The sequence below is a fragment of the Aquibium pacificum genome, assembly GCF_040839445.1.
Classification (GTDB): domain Bacteria; phylum Pseudomonadota; class Alphaproteobacteria; order Rhizobiales; family Rhizobiaceae; genus Aquibium; species Aquibium pacificus.
Genome location: NZ_JBDPGJ010000004.1, coordinates 48,720 through 65,046, shown reverse-complemented (window position 1 = coordinate 65,046; position 16,327 = coordinate 48,720). Strand labels below are relative to the sequence as shown.

General features: G+C 60.8%; 15 protein-coding genes and 1 pseudogene. 5 read left to right on the top strand and 11 right to left on the bottom strand.

What is annotated here, in order from left to right; genetic code table 11:
* Positions 1 to 54: 54 nt before the first annotated feature.
* The 6 genes from ABGN05_RS16840 to ABGN05_RS16815 are packed head-to-tail and all read right to left on the bottom strand — an operon-like array spanning position 55 to position 4,994.
* Complete coding sequence (locus tag ABGN05_RS16840; protein ID WP_367955202.1) at positions 55 to 1,302, bottom strand: His-Xaa-Ser system-associated MauG-like protein; 1,248 nt, start codon at positions 1,300 to 1,302, stop codon at positions 55 to 57.
* Complete coding sequence (locus tag ABGN05_RS16835) at positions 1,286 to 1,681, bottom strand: TIGR03982 family His-Xaa-Ser system protein (RefSeq protein WP_367955201.1); 396 nt, start codon at positions 1,679 to 1,681, stop codon at positions 1,286 to 1,288. The genes ABGN05_RS16840 and ABGN05_RS16835 overlap by 17 nt, the downstream gene beginning before the upstream one ends.
* Positions 1,656 to 2,249 (bottom strand): His-Xaa-Ser repeat protein HxsA, encoded by a 594-nt coding sequence (gene hxsA / locus ABGN05_RS16830; protein WP_367955200.1) that lies wholly within the window; start codon positions 2,247 to 2,249, stop codon positions 1,656 to 1,658. Before hxsA ends, ABGN05_RS16835 begins: the two co-directional genes overlap by 26 nt.
* Positions 2,246 to 3,337: a His-Xaa-Ser system radical SAM maturase HxsC gene (hxsC, locus tag ABGN05_RS16825; protein WP_367955199.1), complete on the bottom strand. Its 1,092-nt coding sequence runs from the start codon at positions 3,335 to 3,337 to the stop codon at positions 2,246 to 2,248. The genes hxsA and hxsC overlap by 4 nt, the downstream gene beginning before the upstream one ends.
* A complete protein-coding gene (gene hxsB, locus ABGN05_RS16820; protein ID WP_367955198.1) occupies positions 3,334 to 4,740 on the bottom strand; it encodes a His-Xaa-Ser system radical SAM maturase HxsB in 1,407 nt (468 codons plus the stop codon). The genes hxsC and hxsB overlap by 4 nt, the downstream gene beginning before the upstream one ends.
* Entirely contained in the window at positions 4,737 to 4,994 is a 258-nt protein-coding gene (locus tag ABGN05_RS16815) for a hypothetical protein (RefSeq protein WP_367955197.1), read from the bottom strand. The genes hxsB and ABGN05_RS16815 overlap by 4 nt, the downstream gene beginning before the upstream one ends.
* An 817-nt stretch (positions 4,995 to 5,811) precedes the next feature.
* On the opposite strand from ABGN05_RS16815, the gene ABGN05_RS16810 reads away from it, so the two are divergent.
* The 4 genes from ABGN05_RS16810 to ABGN05_RS16795 all read left to right on the top strand — a co-directional run bounded on the left by ABGN05_RS16810 (position 5,812) and on the right by ABGN05_RS16795 (position 9,871).
* Positions 5,812 to 7,518, top strand: a complete 1,707-nt coding sequence (locus ABGN05_RS16810) for a tyrosine-type recombinase/integrase (RefSeq protein ID WP_367955196.1) — start codon at positions 5,812 to 5,814, stop codon at positions 7,516 to 7,518.
* A 14-nt stretch (positions 7,519 to 7,532) separates the two neighbouring features.
* Entirely contained in the window at positions 7,533 to 8,588 is a 1,056-nt protein-coding gene (locus ABGN05_RS16805; protein ID WP_367955195.1) for a site-specific integrase, read from the top strand.
* 3 nt (positions 8,589 to 8,591) lie between these two features.
* On the top strand, positions 8,592 to 8,999 hold the full coding sequence (locus ABGN05_RS16800) for a hypothetical protein (RefSeq protein WP_367955194.1): 408 nt from the start codon (positions 8,592 to 8,594) through the stop codon (positions 8,997 to 8,999).
* 500 nt (positions 9,000 to 9,499) lie between these two features.
* Positions 9,500 to 9,871 carry a transposase gene (locus tag ABGN05_RS16795; protein WP_367955193.1) on the top strand — a complete coding sequence of 124 codons (372 nt, stop codon included), beginning with the start codon at positions 9,500 to 9,502 and terminating at the stop codon, positions 9,869 to 9,871.
* A 209-nt stretch (positions 9,872 to 10,080) separates the two neighbouring features.
* Here ABGN05_RS16795 and ABGN05_RS16790 read toward each other — a convergent pair.
* A pseudogene (locus ABGN05_RS16790) lies at positions 10,081 to 11,099 on the bottom strand (IS110 family RNA-guided transposase).
* Between the two features lie 127 nt (positions 11,100 to 11,226).
* Between ABGN05_RS16790 and ABGN05_RS16785 the strand changes: the two are divergent.
* Entirely contained in the window at positions 11,227 to 11,628 is a 402-nt protein-coding gene (locus ABGN05_RS16785; RefSeq protein WP_367955873.1) for a transposase, read from the top strand.
* A gap of 70 nt (positions 11,629 to 11,698) precedes the next feature.
* On the opposite strand, the gene ABGN05_RS16780 is transcribed toward ABGN05_RS16785, so the two are convergent.
* The 4 genes from ABGN05_RS16780 to ABGN05_RS16765 form a co-directional block, all read right to left on the bottom strand.
* Positions 11,699 to 12,910: an IS256 family transposase gene (locus ABGN05_RS16780; RefSeq protein WP_367955192.1), complete on the bottom strand. Its 1,212-nt coding sequence runs from the start codon at positions 12,908 to 12,910 to the stop codon at positions 11,699 to 11,701.
* A gap of 660 nt (positions 12,911 to 13,570) precedes the next feature.
* Positions 13,571 to 13,981 carry a Zn-ribbon domain-containing OB-fold protein gene (locus tag ABGN05_RS16775; protein WP_367955191.1) on the bottom strand — a complete coding sequence of 137 codons (411 nt, stop codon included), beginning with the start codon at positions 13,979 to 13,981 and terminating at the stop codon, positions 13,571 to 13,573.
* A complete protein-coding gene (locus tag ABGN05_RS16770) occupies positions 13,978 to 15,138 on the bottom strand; it encodes a thiolase family protein (protein WP_367955190.1) in 1,161 nt (386 codons plus the stop codon). The genes ABGN05_RS16775 and ABGN05_RS16770 overlap by 4 nt, the downstream gene beginning before the upstream one ends.
* A 49-nt stretch (positions 15,139 to 15,187) precedes the next feature.
* Positions 15,188 to 16,321, bottom strand: coding sequence for an acyl-CoA dehydrogenase family protein (locus ABGN05_RS16765; protein WP_367955189.1), 1,134 nt, complete (start codon positions 16,319 to 16,321; stop codon positions 15,188 to 15,190).
* Positions 16,322 to 16,327 lie beyond the last annotated feature (6 nt).

The window sequence follows — 16,327 nt, the reverse complement described above, 5'->3', positions numbered from 1 at the left end:
AGGTTCTTAGAACCGTCCAGCTGCTTATCACCCGAACGTCCAGCGTAGATGCATTTACTCCTCCGCCGCAACCGGTTCGTCGCTTTTGTACTCCAGGGTGTTCAAGAACGCCACTGTGCGGTCAATATCCGTCTCACTCAGCACAACACCAGCAACAGGCGATGCGCTCCATCGCTTCAGGACTTTGTAGAATTCCGCACGCTGTCGTTTATCCGATGGAATACTTTTGGCATCAGCGAGGGGATCGATATGTGCTCTGATTATATCAGAGAGGTCATAGAGGGCGCCCGAATGGGAGTAGGGCGCGGTCTTGGTCACGTTGTATAGCGGGGGCGTCCGGAAGGCATAGAGGTCTGCGACGTCGAGAGTGACATTGTAGCGGCCGTAGTCGACGCCGAAGCCGTTCTTGCCAAATCCGGCCTGGGGAAAGGGAATGGCATGGAACAGAAAGTCGGTAAAATACGCGCCGTTGTGGCACATGGCGCACCGGCCTTTGCCGTAGAAGATGAGCCCGCCCTCGACCTCATCGTTTGTAAGACCGCCGCTTCCGAATACGAACTCATGCAAGCGCGTCGGCTTCAGGCGGAAATTGTGACGAATGAACCCGGCGAGTGCTTCCGCCATATCGACAAATCGGAGTTCGCTTCGCGCAACGCCGTGAGCTCTTGCAAGGGCGGGCCCGATGATGGGATCCTCACGTAGGCGCTGTTCGAGTTGCGAATAGACCTGGTTGGCAGACTCGACAGTCTCTCTTTGAAGCGTTTCGTTCCCGGCGCTGTTGAGCAACATCTCACCCAATTCGACGGGTGGCAGATGGACCGCCACAACCAATGGATCGGTGGATGGCTCTTCTCCAGCGAACTGGCTGATCATTCGCTCGGCACGGCCATCGACCCTGCCGTCCCAGAAGAACACGTCGAACCCTTTGCTGCCGCGCCCCCAGAACGGCAGGGCATTGCGCGGGATGATGTCTCCGCCGCCCATCAGGCGGTTAACGCCTTCGCCGCGTCCTTCGGTTCCGATTGCGTTGGGCAGCCCGTCCGTCGAGCCAAAGCGATCAAGATGGCAAGAGGCACACGCAATATCCCGTTCGAGGGAGAGCTTCTTCGTTTCAAAGAGGAGCTTGCCGACCGCGACCAGGGCGGGCGGCACATCTACATGCGTGTCCTCTGCCAGTATGAGGCCGGCATCGAGCGCCGCTTGCCGCAGGACGGTTTCGCGCAACGTGTCGGCCCTCGCTGAGACAGCGGCCAGCACGGCAACCGAGGCAACGACGAGCCTAAATTTAGTAGCGTATCTCATGGACCCGTACGACTTCCTGGAGGTTCGTGGCGCGCTCTTCGATAGCGAGAAGCGCCATTTCACTCAACTCGTTGTCGGTGAGGCCCCATCGTATCAGGCGCTTGCGCATCAAGTCGTAGTCCTGACAGGCAATCAGCTGAATCTCCGCTGCCTTAAGTTCGCGCACGGTGTCCTCGGATGGTGTTTTCGCCACGGACATCTTGGCGATGAGATGCCCCCGCATCGCATGGTCGCATGCAAAAGTCAGTTCGCCGTAGGATGACTGCGATGTGCGGATCAAAGCCAGCTTCCAAAGCGGGAGCGCCACGATCGCGGTCGTGATCCCTGCAAGGAAAGCGATCAGATAGCCGGTCCTACTGAGCCACGATCTTGAGCGCATCCAGCACCTCCGGCGTGATGGTTCCGGTCACCTTCAATCCGTAGTCGGCCTGCATCTTTGAGAGCGCCGCCTTCGATTCCGGGCCGAGGATCCCGTCGATGGCCCCGGTGTAGTAGCCAAAGGCAAACAGCGCGAACTGCACTTCCTCAACGATCTTGCGGAACTTCTCGGAGTTCCCGGGAAGCGTCTTGGTCGCAGCGGCGGGCGGGCTTGGCAGCACCGAGGATGGTGGCGTGCTGTTTCGGTTGCGTGAGGTGTCAGGCACGTCGGGCGCCACGATTGAAGGCGCCTTATACAACGGGACGGGTGGTGCCGTGCGGACGGGCGGGTTGGCACGCGGCGTTGAATAGCCGCCGCCCGACGAGGACCGATGGCTGCCGTGAGATCGATGGCTTGAGTGCGAGCGGTGACCCGCGAGCGAGTAGAGATGATGGAGCCGGAACCGCTCGAACAGGGACGGCTTCTTGTCGCGATGCGGTTCCACGCCGGCGCCTGGCACGGCTTCCGCGCGCGGCGTCAGGAAACCGGCGGCCACGAGAGACGAGATGAGGAAATGCGTCCTCTTCATACCGGTCCCACCTGCGCAAATCCGCGTCGCTGATCATACCATTCAAAGAACCCCCCGCAACGCGCGCGAACCGAACACTCTCCACAACTCTCGATGAACTTCTGCTTCCAATCCGAGATCGTCGCCATGGCATATTTGCGATGTGTCTCAGGAACGGTGCATAAGGGAAAGTTGAACAGTGCGACGTCTAGACCTCGCGTGAGTGCGATATTCATCGCGCGGGCGATTGGTTCGAAGTCGATACTGCTGTCATGGAATATCTCGTCCCAGTTCATCCGCCCGAAACCGATCGGTTCGAGTTGCATTAGTGCCCAACTCGAACAGAACGGCAGATCCGTCGTAATCAGGTTGGCAAGCCGCGGGAGGTCTTCGACATTGCGCGCCGTCACCACCGTGCGTAGTTCGATTAGCGCTCCGGCCCGGGCCAAGGTATCCATCGATTGCATGAGATTGTCGAAGGCGCCGGCCTTCGCAACAATCGCATCATGATCGGCGGCTGTCGGTGAATAGAGCGGTATCCCCCAAAGGACTTTGTCTTTCGCCACCTCGCGCAACCAGTTCTCATCGTCCCTGCCAAAATGCTGCGCGTTTGTCAGGACGTGAAACCGCAGATCCGGCCGCCGCGCGAGAGAGACATCGATCAGATCGAACACCTGATCCTTGTAGAGCAGCGGTTCGCCGCCGGAGATGCCGATGGTTGCACCGGGCGGCGCCAGCATTGCCGCCTGACCGAACTGAGCGAAGAGGTCAGCGTGCCCTGTCTTCGGTGGCTGCGAACACATCACGCATAGCTGGTCGCACCTTTCTGTAATAACGAGCGTGTTGTGCACCGAATTTGCTCGGATGATACGGTTGACCGACGATCGGCCGGGCTGCGCGAGGAGAACATCGCCGTCAAGCGCCTCATGCGGTGCGGCATGGATGCGTAGTGAGAAGCCGCCATAGTCGTACTCGCGCCATCCACCCGAGACGTCCAGCAACACCGCCTCGCAGTCGGGCTGAAAATCCTCCGTTCGCCTGTCGCGCAGTCTGACCACCAGCGGCTCGATGAGCGGCGGCAATTCCGCCTTGAGCCGAAGCGGTATCATGCATGGACCGGCGCCAGCGCCGGATCGAAGGCTGGCACATCCAGCCACGCAGCAAGCGAGGACCGTGCGGCCTCATCGTTGCGGTAGATGAGCTCGAATGCCTTTCGAAAGATTGCGGTATGGCGGCGACAAAAGGCTGTCTCGTGTTTCGGCAGATCGATGCGATCGTAGCGGGACAGATCGTCGATCAGATCGACGCCGCAGAACGGCTGATAGGCACAGTGTGAGCAGTCTTCGTGAAAGTTGTTGTCCGCGGCGGCGTTCAGCGTCGCCAGCTCTTCACCATCGATCCCGCCGGAAACGGATCCGATGGACAGATCGATCTGACCCACACGTGTCATCATGCGGGCCTCGTCTGTGGGATACAGCGTCCCATCAAAATCGACGACCAAATAGTCCACGCCGAGGAGATTGGGATTGCGCAGGTCGACATGGCCATGATGACCGCCGCGAAAGATCCGCCTCAGGCAATGGGTGAAGTAGTACTCCTCCATCATCGTGTCAGAAGAAGCGTTATGAACGAGCAGGGCCTCGATGAACCGATCGTAATATTGGTTCCAGCAACCGTCGTCGCCTCGCCCGAAGCGCTTGCGGGCGAACCCCTGATAGTTGACGGCCCGCAGGTAAATGGAGCGAATCCCGAGGCGCGCATAGCTGGCGATTATCGTTTCGGGCGCTGGCCCATTGGTGGGATCGATGGTGGGCAAGGCTGACACCTTCTCCGGCCCTACAACCGATATCGCCCGCTCAAGATTGCCTATAAACGTCGCGGTGCGCGCCGGATCATACGTTCGCTGCCTGGTATGGGTGACGACATCGCCGTCGAACGACGTGCTGAGATACGTGTCGGGCGCATCGAGGAAAGCCCAGGCTTCGTCTGAAACATTCTGCAAATTCGTGCAGACCACGAACTCGGCGGAAACGAACCGCTTGCGGCAGAATGCTCGCGCGTGCTCTAGGAGATCGAGTCTGAGCAGCGGTTCGCCGCCCTGGAACTCGATCTTGATGCGTTTTGTCGACAGTCGATCGAGGAATGCGAGGGTCGCGCCAAGGGTCTCTTCGCTCCAGTCGAACCCGCGGGCGTTGGCGTTCACCCGCGATACCTGGCAGTAGCTGCAGGCCAGATCGCAGCGCAACGTCGGCACGAGGATGACGTAGTCCATTGAGCCCGGCATGAACTGGCGCTTTGCCCACCGGGCCGCAAACCCGAGATAGTGCCGATCGCCTTCTTCCATGAAGGCATGGCCTCCCTCGAGGAGAAACTGCCGATCCTGTTCGCTCAGCTCGGCTCTTGCGTAGCGGGTAAGAAAGCTTTCGTCCGACCGAAAAAAAACTCCCGCTTCGTCACAGAAGAGAAGGGCCTCTTGCCCGACCTCGGTGAACCGGAGCGGCCACACCTTCATTTTTGCGACAGGAGTTCAAGGAACCGGGCGCGCAATGGTTCGGAATCCGCGCGAACCTTCTCCCGATAGAGAGCGTGATTAATTTTTCGCATGATCGCAGGCTGGTCGGCAGGGCGCTTGGCCGTCACCAGGAACGATGATCCGACCACATCAAGCGAGAAGGTCTGCTCAACATAACCCAGCCGAAGCGCAACATCGGCCATATACCGTTCGAACAATCGATCGATTCCGACCTCGAAACTCTCATCACTCAAGGTAGACGAATCCCAATTCACCTTCGATCCTTCCGAATGGAGTCTATTGTACTCGGCTGGGATTGCAATCCTGGGTTCATGTTTCCGGATGTGGTGGGTATATGCAGTGCAATGAACCGAGTCGAAAGGGGTCGGCGATGAAGACGCGCAAGCCTCGATCAGCGCACGAATCCGGCTCTTGTGTACCCGCGAGACGCTAGTTCGACAATCCCCGCAGCACATCTACACAACTCTGGAACGGTCGCTGGGGACCTTTCGGAGTCTCTTTGTAACTCCCAACCCGCCGAACCAGGCCGGCTTCAACTCCCCGTGGGAGTTTTCTCCTGACACCGCTCGGGCTGAAATTCAGACGCGGGTGGAGGGGGACCCTGCGAATCCTTCGTTGGCGCGACTTTGGGGGTCGCCAGAGCGTCGCTCGCCGGTCCTCCTCTCGCTTTTTGCGGGCCCGCAAGAAGGTCGTTTTGTTAACTAACTACATTAAGATTAACCCTACCCCTCGTACTACTATGACGTCTCTCATAACATGTCTCCGTACACTTGGCAACTAGTCGCATTTACAGACGATATTCTTACTCATACATAGGTCTCGCATTCTTCTGATTGGCCCCGCCGCAACAAAGGAACCGGCTGGAACCATTCAGATGAATGTCAGGCAGTGTGGCGTTCAACAACGAAGATCTGGTCACTCTAAGCGTTCTTGAATTTCTTGTACGGCTTAGATTGGTTCGTAGAACGAGGTCTTCCCGAAACCGTGCTCCTGTAACCGACGTTCGGGAACCGATCGTCATCCTTTTGTATCGAGTAAATGGAGACGAAAATGAACTTTACCTACACCAACAACCCCACTCTCTCCGATGTGGAGACGGTGATCGAAAACTCCGACAAGATCTCGGAGGAAAAGCGCCGCGCCGTGGTCTCGGCGCTGCACAGCCTGGCAAAATGGACAGGAGAAAACCTCTCCGACATTCCGGCCTCCATACCGGAATTGGCAAGGCGGTTCGATCGCGTGCAGCCACACGCGGTTGGTATTTCGCCGAAGACGAGATCGAACGTGAAGGCTAGCTGCTTTGACGCGGTGGCGCTGAGCGAGGTGGTGCCGGGCGTGGTCAATTGGAAGATCAGAGGTCGGCCCCGTTCACCGGAATGGCGAGAGTACTGGTCGGGGCTCAGCAAGGTCGTCGAGCGCAACAGCCTCTCGCGCCTCGTCAACTGGTGCAACGCGCAGTCGATCACACCAAAGGAGGTCAACACCGACATTATCGAGCGGATGATGGCCCACATGAAGGCGACATCCTTCCGTCAAAATCAATACCAGGTCCATCGCACCACCGCCCGGATGTGGAACGAGATCGTCGATCGGTTTCCGCAAAGGGACCTGACAAAGGTGGAGGTGCCGGTATCGCGTCTTCGTCGCAGTCGTACTCCGATAGAGAAATTTCCGCGGAGCCTTCACCAGGACTGGGCGGACTTTGCGGCTTGGGCTCACGGCGACGATATCTTTGCCGATGATGACAGCCCGCGCGTAAAGCAGTCGACGCTCGATAACTATCAGCGCCGCTTCCATAACGCGATCAGCCTGCTGGTGGAGACGGGGATCGATCCTTCAGCCATACGCAAGGTGGCCGACGTGACCACACCAGATGCGATGAAACGCATACTCGGGCGTCGTCACGAGAGTTCCAACGGCGAAGCATCCTATGAGACCTTCTTCCTTGGCCAACTCCTGGTTCGGCTCGCCCGCGATTGGGTGAAAGCGCCGCCCGACGAGGTCGCCGAACTCAAACGGCTGACGAAAAAGCTTCCTCGGCCGACATTCATGATGACGGCGAAGAACCAGCTGCTGGTCGACGAATTTGATGACCCGAAGCTCCTTCAGCGCTTTGTGTCCACGCCGGATCGGATCTGGAACGACATGATGTGCAACAGTCGGCGCAGACAATGGCGGCTGGCGGAAGCTCAAGCCTCGCTCGGCATCAGCATCCTGCAGAACACCGCAATCCGTCTTGGGGACCTGACGGCGTTGCAGTTCGGCAAGCATGTCACTTTGCGTCCTGGAGGGACGTCGACCCTTCGTACCCTGGCTGCTGAGACGAAGACCGGTCATCCCGTGGACTTCGATCTTCCGGCAACCCTTGCGGAACGGTTGATCGAGTATCATGACGTGATCGCCCCGGCCGAAATCGGGCAGCGCCCAAAATACCTCTTCACGAATACCGACGGAAGCGTGAAGGGCTTTGCAGCGGTCCGCTACCTCGTGCAGCGCTATGTTAAGGCGTATGCGGGGATCCACGTCAATCCGCATGCCTATCGGCATATCGCGGCCAAGTTGGTGCTCGACGACAATCCTGGCGCGCATGTGCTGGTCCAGCACCTGCTCGGCCACAAGTCGGTGAACACGGCGGCGAACTATTATGCCGGCCTCAATACGCGGCGGGCAGGGCGTCATCACCAGGCGCTGCTTGCCCGGGAAGTGAACCAGGCGCAGACGGGACGGGATCATCGCTCGTCCGGTCGGCGCGGTTGAGAGGGGAGGGCAAAATGACGTCTCATCTCAACCACGGCCTCCCCCTAGCAGAATGGCCCTCGAAGGATCGGGAACTTTGGGATCGAGTGGTCCGTGGCAGAGGTCTCTTCGATGAGGGACCTGCCGCAGACTGGTCGGAAACGACCAGGCAGTCGCTGCGCTATGCCTACAGCCTGTGGCTGGGGATGCTGAGCGTTCTGAACCCTCAAGTCCTCGATCTCGAACCCGCGGAGCGGGTCACTCAAGAGGCAGTGAAGGAGTATGTCGAGTCCCTGCGGATCAACTGCCGCGACACGACCATCTTCCACTGCATCGCACGCCTGCACTACGTACTCCGGGCTATTTGTCCGGAGTACGACGGGGATTGGATCTATCGTTTGTCCCGGCGGATTGCCGCCGGGGCGGAGCCGATGCAGCACCCTCAGGTGCTGAGCTCAGACCTCTATCGTGTCGGTTTGAGGCTCATGGATCGAGCGCAGACTACTGCGGCTGCGCAAGGTCGTATGGCAAAAAGCAGCGCCATTCGTTTCCGGGATGGGTTGCTTATCGCCGCCCTGGTTGAAGCTCCCATGCGGCGTCGTCCCTTCTCGCAGCTTCGGCTGCGGGAAACCGTCGTCAAGCGAAACGGTCGGTGGATCTTGCGTGTGCCGGCAAACCTGTCGAAGACGAAAGAGGCGCAGGACTACGGCCTGTCGGAGCGTCTCGGTGTCTATATGGACGATTTCCTGGAACGCATACGACCCGCGTTCCCGGGCGTAGAAACGCACGATTTTCTGTGGCCGTACGAGGGCCGTCCAATGGGCGACAAGATGATCAGGCGGCGGATCATCAAGCGCACGACAGAGGGGCTGGGGTTTCCGGTTCCGCCCCACCGCTTCCGCAACGCCGCGGCGAGCTTCGTCTCCGTCGCCGACCCACAAAACATCCGGATGGCGAAGGACCTTCTCGGTCACAAGTCCTTCGCGATGACCGAGAAGCACTACATCAACGCTGCTCAAAGCCGCACCGCCGGTCGCGAGCTTGCACGGCTGCTTCAGGCTGGAACGGGGGGCGACGATGCGACCGCATGAGGGATGCTGTTCGACGGCCGTCTGCGTGGACTGCTTCATCTCCGGCTGCTGCCGGCGCGCAAGGCAGGCCCCCATGACCCAGACGCCTCGGCCGGTTCGCCGACCCGGGAGGAGGAGCCCGTGAGAAGGCCCCTCCCGATCGAGGATCAAATGGCAGCGCGGATCGCAATCATCGAACTGCGCTGCCTGCTCGCGGCTGATTCCTTCATCGGGGTCAGCCGCCGCACCAGCCTCGTCCACCTGGCTGCTGGCCTGGTGGAGGATACAGCTAAAAGAGAGCTATTCGTGGCGCAACTCACGGCATCGATCAGCGAGCGGTTCGGACGCGATCCCGATACCTTCGAGCCGTCGCCCCAAACCCGTACTGCTCTGCGGCTCCTCAACGCCGTCCAGGAAGGACGGAAATGGTGACAAGCAGGGCCGGCCAGACTGCCAGATTGCTGCCAATCGGCCGGCCCAAACAAGCTGCGCAACTGCAAGAAGAATATGTACCACCATTTGCCAGGCGCCGCGCGCCGAGCCTCTTCTCCGTTTTTTCCTGCAAAGACCTGGCTTCGCGCCCAACCAGCGCCTCCTAGCATTCGGCGAGGAAGCTAAAGGACACAATCATCTTCACGAAATTGCATACGATACCGGAAATCGCGGGCGGCCAGCGTCACCGCCGAGGCAGCTGCGACGCGGCGGGTGTCAACACGAAGGAGAATCGAGGACGCTGGCCACCTTGTTGCACTATACATCGCACAGGTTGCAGATATGTAAACGCTCTCGTTCTACCTGGCTGCAAATCAGAAATTAGTGTTTGTTAATACTCGACTAGGCCGTGTGGACGAATTGACTCAGGTATGGGTTTGAGGTTCCGCCGATGAATTCGGTCTGATTCATGGATAGCCGACTGATTCTGGAGGTCGGCGATGTCCACGAGGATGACGGAAGCGGATTGGGTGAACGCGGTGGAGGTCTTCCGGGCCTCGTTGCCACGGCGCGGGGCCAAAGGCCGGGACGACCGGCTTTTCCTGGAGGCTCTGCACTATTTCTCGGTCCACAACATCACCTGGCGGGCGCTGCCGGAGCATTTCGGCAAATGGAACAGCGTGTGGAAGCGCTTCGACCGGCTGAGCAAGGCCGGCGTGTTCGAGACCTTCTTCGACCACCTCGCGTCGCTCTCGTCCGCGGCGCACCTGGTGCAGATGTTCGATTCGACGGTGGTCCGCGCCCATGTGTCGGCGGCGGGCGCAAACGTATGGCCCGGCCCGGTTGCAAGCGACGATTGGAGGATGGTGTGAACAGTCTGCATAAACGTATCCGGCATGTCGGCCTGACGGCCGCCGCCAAGATGGAGATCCGCGCGTTCCGATCCTCATAAAGGGGCCGGCCTCGTTGGGCCATTTTACGCCGGAGGTTTTCGGAACTCCGATCGACTGTCAGGCCATCTTCCTTTCACCACTCGCAGCTCGTGACGTCCGGCGGTTATCCGGACGTTTGTTCCTCATCCCTACTTCGATGCGACCTGATAAGTCCTTCCGTGGTGGAGCAGCGCCCAGACGGTGCGGGCCATCTTCGCAGCCAGCGCGACGACGGCGACATTGAGGTGGGTGCGAGCGAGGAGTGCGCGCAGCCACGATCCGACCGCCGTGTTGCTCTTGGTCAACGAGGGCATAGCCGACCGTGCGCCCTGGATCAGCATCTTGCGCAGATACCTGCTTCCGCGCTTCGTGATACCCAGGAGCTTCGGCCTTCTTCCAGTTGTGGCTTGCCGAGGCACAAGGCCTACCCACGCGGCGAGGTCGCGTCCCTTGTCGAATGTTGCCGCGCTGCCAACTGCGGCTACCAGTGCGGTGGCATTAGCGCTCCGATGCCGGGAATGCCTGTCAGTCGCCGGGCGCGGTCGTCGGTCCGCGCCATGGTTGCGAACTCGGCGTCAAAGGCCGCGATGCGGCGGTCCAGCTCTTCCCAGCGCGAACGCATGTCCTCGAGTAGGAACGCCATCCGTCGGCTCTGCGCGTCGCCGCCGTTGTCAAGCAGTTCACTCAGCGAAAGACGCAGCCGGGCGTGACCCTGGGCCACGACGGGCCCGCGCTCCAAAAGCAGGCTCCTGATCTGATTGGTCAACGAGGTGCGTTCACTGACCAGGCGGTCACGCCCTCGATGCAGGGTTTGAACGTCGAGCTGCTCTTCGCTCTTGAGTTCGACGAAGCGCATGGTGGGTCGCGTCGCCGCTTCGGCGATCGCCTCAGCATCGCGGTCATCGTTCTTTTGAGCCTTCACATAAGGGCTCACATATTCCGGAGAAATCAAACGGACCTGATGGCCCAGTGCCGCCAGCGATCGCCCCATGTGATGTGCACCGCAGCAGGCTCCCATCGCCATGATGCAGGGCGACAGCTTTGTAGCGAACGCGATCACCCCCTCGCGTCGCATACGCCGTCGAATGCCGACCTTTCCGCTTTCGTCCAGTCCGACGACGCTGCAGCTGTTCTTGCCCAGGTCGATGCCAAGGATCACAATGCTCATGGTCCGCTCCTTCCTCTCTTGAACACCGACATCCTACACACAGGTTTCGGCGGGAGGGGCGGGCCATCCATAAAGGGGGCAGCACGGTCAGGCGCTCGGCCGCTCGCGCGGTGGCTTCTCCACCAAAATCCACCTGAAGACAGACTTCGACGGCCATCCCATCGCATTCGACCTGACCTGCGGCGAGAAGGGCGACGCGCCGCACTTCCCGATCCTGCTCGGGCTCGGTCCCGAGGTCGAGCCGCGCGCGGCGATCGGCGACAAGGGCTACGCCAGCAAGGCCAACCGCCGGGCGGCGCGGGATCGCGGCATCATTCCCGTCATTCCACACAAGGCCAACGAGAAGGACAAGCCGGCCTTCTTCGCCAGGACGCTCTACAAAGGCGGCGCCCGCATCGAGCACGCCGTCGGCAAGATCAAGCGCTTCAAGCGCGTCGCCCTAAGCTGCGAGAAGACGAGGCGAAATTTCGCATCCTTCGTCGCCCTCTCCGCCGGCTTCATCTTGATCAAATCCGTCCACACGGCCTAGTGCCTACCTGCACAGAGGGTAGCGTCCGTCAATGTGGTGTAATTTCGGGTGTGGTTCCGGGCCGTCATGATCAGGCGGCTCTCGGTGTAATCTGAAGCGTCTTTTCCTCCTCGATTGCTGGTGGGATCAGGTCGGCCATGGCTTCGACCTGCATGTATCGATGCTGAAGCTGCCACTCGTCATTTGCTTCGAGCAGGACCGCGCCGATCAGGCGGACGATACTGTCCTCGTTCGGGAAGATGCCGACGACATCGGCACGGCGCTTCACCTCCTTGTTCAGCCGCTCCAGGGGGTTGGTGCTATGCAACTTCGTACGGTGCTGGGACGGGAAGGCCATGTAGGCGAGCACGTCGGCCTCGGCATCATCCATGAAGGTTCCCAGCTTCGGCCATTTGGCGCGGAGCTGGTCGGCCACGTGCCGCCATGTCTGCACGGCATTGTCATGGTCCGGCTGGATGAAGGCCTGCCGGATCGCGGCGGCGACCATTGTGTGCTGGCCCTTGGGAACATAGGCGAGCGCGTTGCGCATGGCGTGAACCCGGCACCGTTGCCATGTCGCGCCGAACACGCGGGTGATAGCGGCCTTCAGCCCTTCGTGCGCATCGGAGATGACCAGCTTCACGCCAGTCAGCCCACGACGCACCAGATCGCGCAGGAAGCTCGTCCAGAACGGCTCGGCTTCGGACGGGCCGATATGCAGCCCGACGATCTCGCGCTTTCCGTCCGTGTTGACGGCTACTGCGATTATCGCCGCCACCGAGACGATGCGCCCGCCCTCGCGCATCTTCAGGTAGGTGGCGTCGAGCCACAGATAGGGCCAGTCACCGGAAAGGGGGCGCTTGAGGAAGGCGTTCACCCGCTCGTCGATATCCTTGCACAGCTTCGACACTGAGGACTTCGAGATGCCGGTCATGCCCATCGCGTGCACCAGTTCATCGACCTTGCGCGTCGAGACGCCGTTGATCCATGCCTCCTGGATGACGGCGACCAGCGCCTTCTCCACCGTCTTTCTCGGCTCCAGAAAGCCGGGAAAGTAGGCTCCGCTGCGCATCTTCGGGATCTTCAGGTTCAGCGTGCCAAGCCGCGTGTCGAGCGAGCGCTCGCGGTAGCCGTTGCGCCATGTCTGACGGGACTCGCCGCGCTCGTAGCGGCCAGCGCCGATCAGGCCGTCGACATCGGCCTCCATGATCAGTTGCAGCACGTTCTCCGCAATAGCTCGTAGAAAATCGCTGTCGCCACTCTTCGCGGCAAGCTCGGCCAGCGGTAGTCTGTCATCGGTCATCGGGATTTCTCTTTCGGTCAGGTTGAAGTCCTCAAACTCCACCTTATCCGACAGGCCCGGTGACCACCCGACGCGGGGCATGTACGGTAGCGAAATCTCCACCGTAAATTCCACCCGCATCGTTCCTCGAAATTACACCACGTGTTCGGACGCTACCTGCACAGAGGCGCAATATATGTCTATGTAGATTACAGGAATATTCTCGCAATAGGCTCTGGTACGAGCTTGAATACCGTGTACAAAACTTTGCCGTGAGACTTTGTTGCCGAGGTTTGCACAACACGTTCGGCACCCTCCAGCCTTACCCAACGGGTATGCATCATTGCAGTTGAATAGCGCTGATTGCCGAGAACCGAAGCGCATTGGACATGGCCCAGCCTCTCGCTCCTGACACGCCGAAGAGGCGCAGCGCTCTGCTGCGCTCCCGTCTAAGTGGAAAACCATCGAAGGGCAGGCTGCGGACGCCGGCCGCACAAGGCGCCCGACCCTGCGAAGCATCTCGATACAGGATTGATCGGCAGGTGACACCGGTTATCGTATTGACAACGACATCAACCTGAAACCGTCGATATGCGGCGTTTTCCGGCGTACGGCGGAGTGCCCGCGGCCAACGAGGAGACGGGTAAACTCAGGAAATGGCGGGATCCTTGTGACGGTTGCCTATTCTGGCACGAACACGGGCAGGTTTATCCTGTCCGAAAGTCTCTGCCAGACAACTCGCACCTCCATCCCGAACGAGACGCGGTCCGGCGGGCAGCCGACGACATTCGTCATCATGTGCCAACCTTCTTCCAGATCGACGTCCGCGAGTACCTTCTGCTGGGGCAGGGGGCGGCCATCGGTTCCCATGTCGAGGATCGTGAAGCTGTAAATTCGTCCGCGGCCGCTCGAGGAAACCCATGGTAGATCTGTTCCTAGGCACCTGCGACATGCGAATTGCGGGGGAAACATGTCATAGCCGCAACTTGCGCATTTCTGTCTGCAAAGCACGCCGCGATTGGCGTGTTCCCAGAAGGGAAGCGTCAGCCATGACGGTTCCGGCACGAAAGTTCCTGCGCTGCTCCCGTTCATGATGGCCTCCCGAAGATGATGGTACCGTGATACTGGGCGCCCGAGCCTGCGCCGCAGGACACTGCCGTTTCGACGCCGGCGACCTGCCCGGTCCCCGCGGTTCCGCGGACCTGGCGTATTGCATACGATGCGCGCGTGTGCGGACCACCGAAACCGGTATGGCTGTAGGACAGCAGACCGCCGTCCGTGTTCGTCGGCATCCTGTCGCCGGGGCCGATGCCGTTCTCGACGGCGAAGGCTGCCCCTTCGCCGAAGCTGCAATAGCCGAGGACCTCGAACTGCCGCGCGATCTCGAACGCGTTGGCATCGTAGAAGGAGCGCACGTCCGCATCCTCCGGCCTCAATCCGGCCATGCCGAACGCCTTCCGCGCACCGGCCGCCCCCACCTGCCAGTTGTCCTCCAGCCGCGGAGCCATGACATATTGCTGGCGCTGCCACTCGCATCCCACACCAAGAATTTCGACCGGCGACGGACAGCCCTTCGCGACCGCCTTACCGGCAACGATGATGGCGGTGGCGCCCTCGTTCGCCAGGCACACGTCGAACAGGCGCAGCGGCGAGGCAATCGGGCGCGACGCCAGCACCGCCTCGGGCGTGATTTCGCCCTTGCCGGTCAGCACCGCCTCGGGATTGACGCTGCCGCAGGTGCGGATCGTCGCGGCGATGCGTGCGACGTCCTCGCGTACCCGGCGGGCCTCGGCCAGTCCCAACTCGTGGAGGTATCGCTGCGCCACCAGTGCGAAATTGGCCGCGGTGAACGCGCCGTAGGGCGCCACGAACTCGTTTCCGGGTCTCGTATATTCGGCGAGGCCGCCTGCGAGCTGCCCCTGCCCGCTGACCACGACCGCGACGTTGCAGGATCCCGCGGCCACGGCCGCTGCCGCATCCATGAGTCCTTGCGGACCCTGCGGATAGGTGTCGCCGATCCAGCTCAGCGGCTGGCCGAGCAGCGTGCTCCAATCCGCGGAACCGGGATGGAGCGACGTGCCGCCCGGCGCCGTCCACCGCCCGCTGAATCCGTCTATGTCGGTCTTCTTGAGCCCCGCGTCGTCAAGCGCCGCCTTGATTGCCTCCAGGAAAAGCATTTCCGTTGGCACGCCGAGCCGGAAGCCCATTCGCGTGTTGCCAAGCCCGACAACATAGGTCCCCGTAGTCATGCTCTGCGCACCTCGCTTTTCTCCTGCCTTGAATGCTCGTGCCAGATCGTCATCTCAGGCCGAGTCCTCGTGCTATGATTCCGCGCAAAATCTCGCGCGTGCCACCCTGGATCGAGAAGCACGGAGCAAGTGTCAGCGTGAGAGCGAAAGCCTCGTTGAAATCGGTGCCGGAAAGCTCGTCCATGGGCAGCAGGGACCGCGCGATCTCGGGAATCTGCTGATCAAGCGTCGTGCCGACATCTTTCACGATGCTCGCTTCGACCGCCGGCTCGCCGCCAGCGTCGAGAACTCCGGCGATCGATCGCGAAAGTTGGCGCAGGACCGTGAGCCGGGAAACAATCTTGCCGACCTCGATCGCTGCCCGGTCGTCGGCAGCATCGAGCTGGTCGGTCAAGGTTGCGAACAGCGGGAACGACGACAGGAAGCGTTCGGGTCCGCTTCGTTCGAACGCGAGTTCGCTCGTCACCTGCTTCCATCCCTCGCCCTCCGTGCCGACAATGCATGAGGCGGGAAGAAACACGTCACGAAACAGAACCTCGTTGAAGTGGACGTCTCCCGACAAGTCCCTGATGGGACGGACGGTGATGCCGGGCGTGTCCAGATCGACAACGAATTGCGAGACACCGCCGTGGCGCAGTTCGGCGTCACCCGTGCGACAGAACAGGATCATCGAATGGACCTCGTGGGCATGGCTGGTCCAGACCTTGGTGCCGTTCACGCGATAGCCGCCGTCGATGCGTTCGGCCTTGGTCCGCGTCGCTGCGAGATCTGAGCCCGAGTCAGGCTCGCTCATGCCGATGCAGAAATAATGTTCGCCGGCGGCGATCCGCGGCAGATATTTGAGGCGCTGTTCCTCGGTACCATACTTGATCAGCAGCGGGCCGCTCTGCCGGTCGGCGATCCAGTGGGCGGCAACCGGCGCTCCGGCAGCGAGCAGTTCCTCCTGCACGACATAGCGCTCCAGCGAACTGCGTTCCCTGCCGCCATATGCTTTGGGCCAGGTCATTCCGATCCATCCCCGCGCCCCGAGCTTGCGGGAAAAGTCCGGATCGAACGCCTTCCAGGATTTGGCCCGTTTTGCGCAGGACCGCCCCTCCAGCTCTCGCGCGAGGAAGGCACGAACGTCGGCTCGCAGGTCACCGAACGCGTCTTCCGGCGGGCGGGGGAAACTCAGCAGCGCCATATTCGC

What these genes read in the sequence shown, in the direction of transcription:
- hxsA (WP_367955200.1), bottom strand. Translation starts at nt 2,249, where the DNA reads ATGAAGAGGACGCATTTCCTCATCTCGTCTCTCGTGGCCGCCGGTTTC.
- ABGN05_RS16795 (WP_367955193.1), top strand. Translation starts at nt 9,500, where the DNA reads ATGTCCACGAGGATGACGGAAGCGGATTGGGTGAACGCGGTGGAGGTC.
- ABGN05_RS16840 (WP_367955202.1), bottom strand. Translation starts at nt 1,302, where the DNA reads ATGAGATACGCTACTAAATTTAGGCTCGTCGTTGCCTCGGTTGCCGTG.
- ABGN05_RS16835 (WP_367955201.1), bottom strand. Translation starts at nt 1,681, where the DNA reads ATGCGCTCAAGATCGTGGCTCAGTAGGACCGGCTATCTGATCGCTTTC.
- ABGN05_RS16775 (WP_367955191.1), bottom strand. Translation starts at nt 13,981, where the DNA reads ATGAACGGGAGCAGCGCAGGAACTTTCGTGCCGGAACCGTCATGGCTG.
- ABGN05_RS16800 (WP_367955194.1), top strand. Translation starts at nt 8,592, where the DNA reads ATGCTGTTCGACGGCCGTCTGCGTGGACTGCTTCATCTCCGGCTGCTG.
- ABGN05_RS16770 (WP_367955190.1), bottom strand. Translation starts at nt 15,138, where the DNA reads ATGACTACGGGGACCTATGTTGTCGGGCTTGGCAACACGCGAATGGGC.
- ABGN05_RS16810 (WP_367955196.1), top strand. Translation starts at nt 5,812, where the DNA reads ATGAACTTTACCTACACCAACAACCCCACTCTCTCCGATGTGGAGACG.
- ABGN05_RS16780 (WP_367955192.1), bottom strand. Translation starts at nt 12,910, where the DNA reads ATGACCGATGACAGACTACCGCTGGCCGAGCTTGCCGCGAAGAGTGGC.
- ABGN05_RS16765 (WP_367955189.1), bottom strand. Translation starts at nt 16,321, where the DNA reads ATGGCGCTGCTGAGTTTCCCCCGCCCGCCGGAAGACGCGTTCGGTGAC.
- hxsB (WP_367955198.1), bottom strand. Translation starts at nt 4,740, where the DNA reads ATGAAGGTGTGGCCGCTCCGGTTCACCGAGGTCGGGCAAGAGGCCCTT.
- ABGN05_RS16805 (WP_367955195.1), top strand. Translation starts at nt 7,533, where the DNA reads ATGACGTCTCATCTCAACCACGGCCTCCCCCTAGCAGAATGGCCCTCG.
- hxsC (WP_367955199.1), bottom strand. Translation starts at nt 3,337, where the DNA reads ATGATACCGCTTCGGCTCAAGGCGGAATTGCCGCCGCTCATCGAGCCG.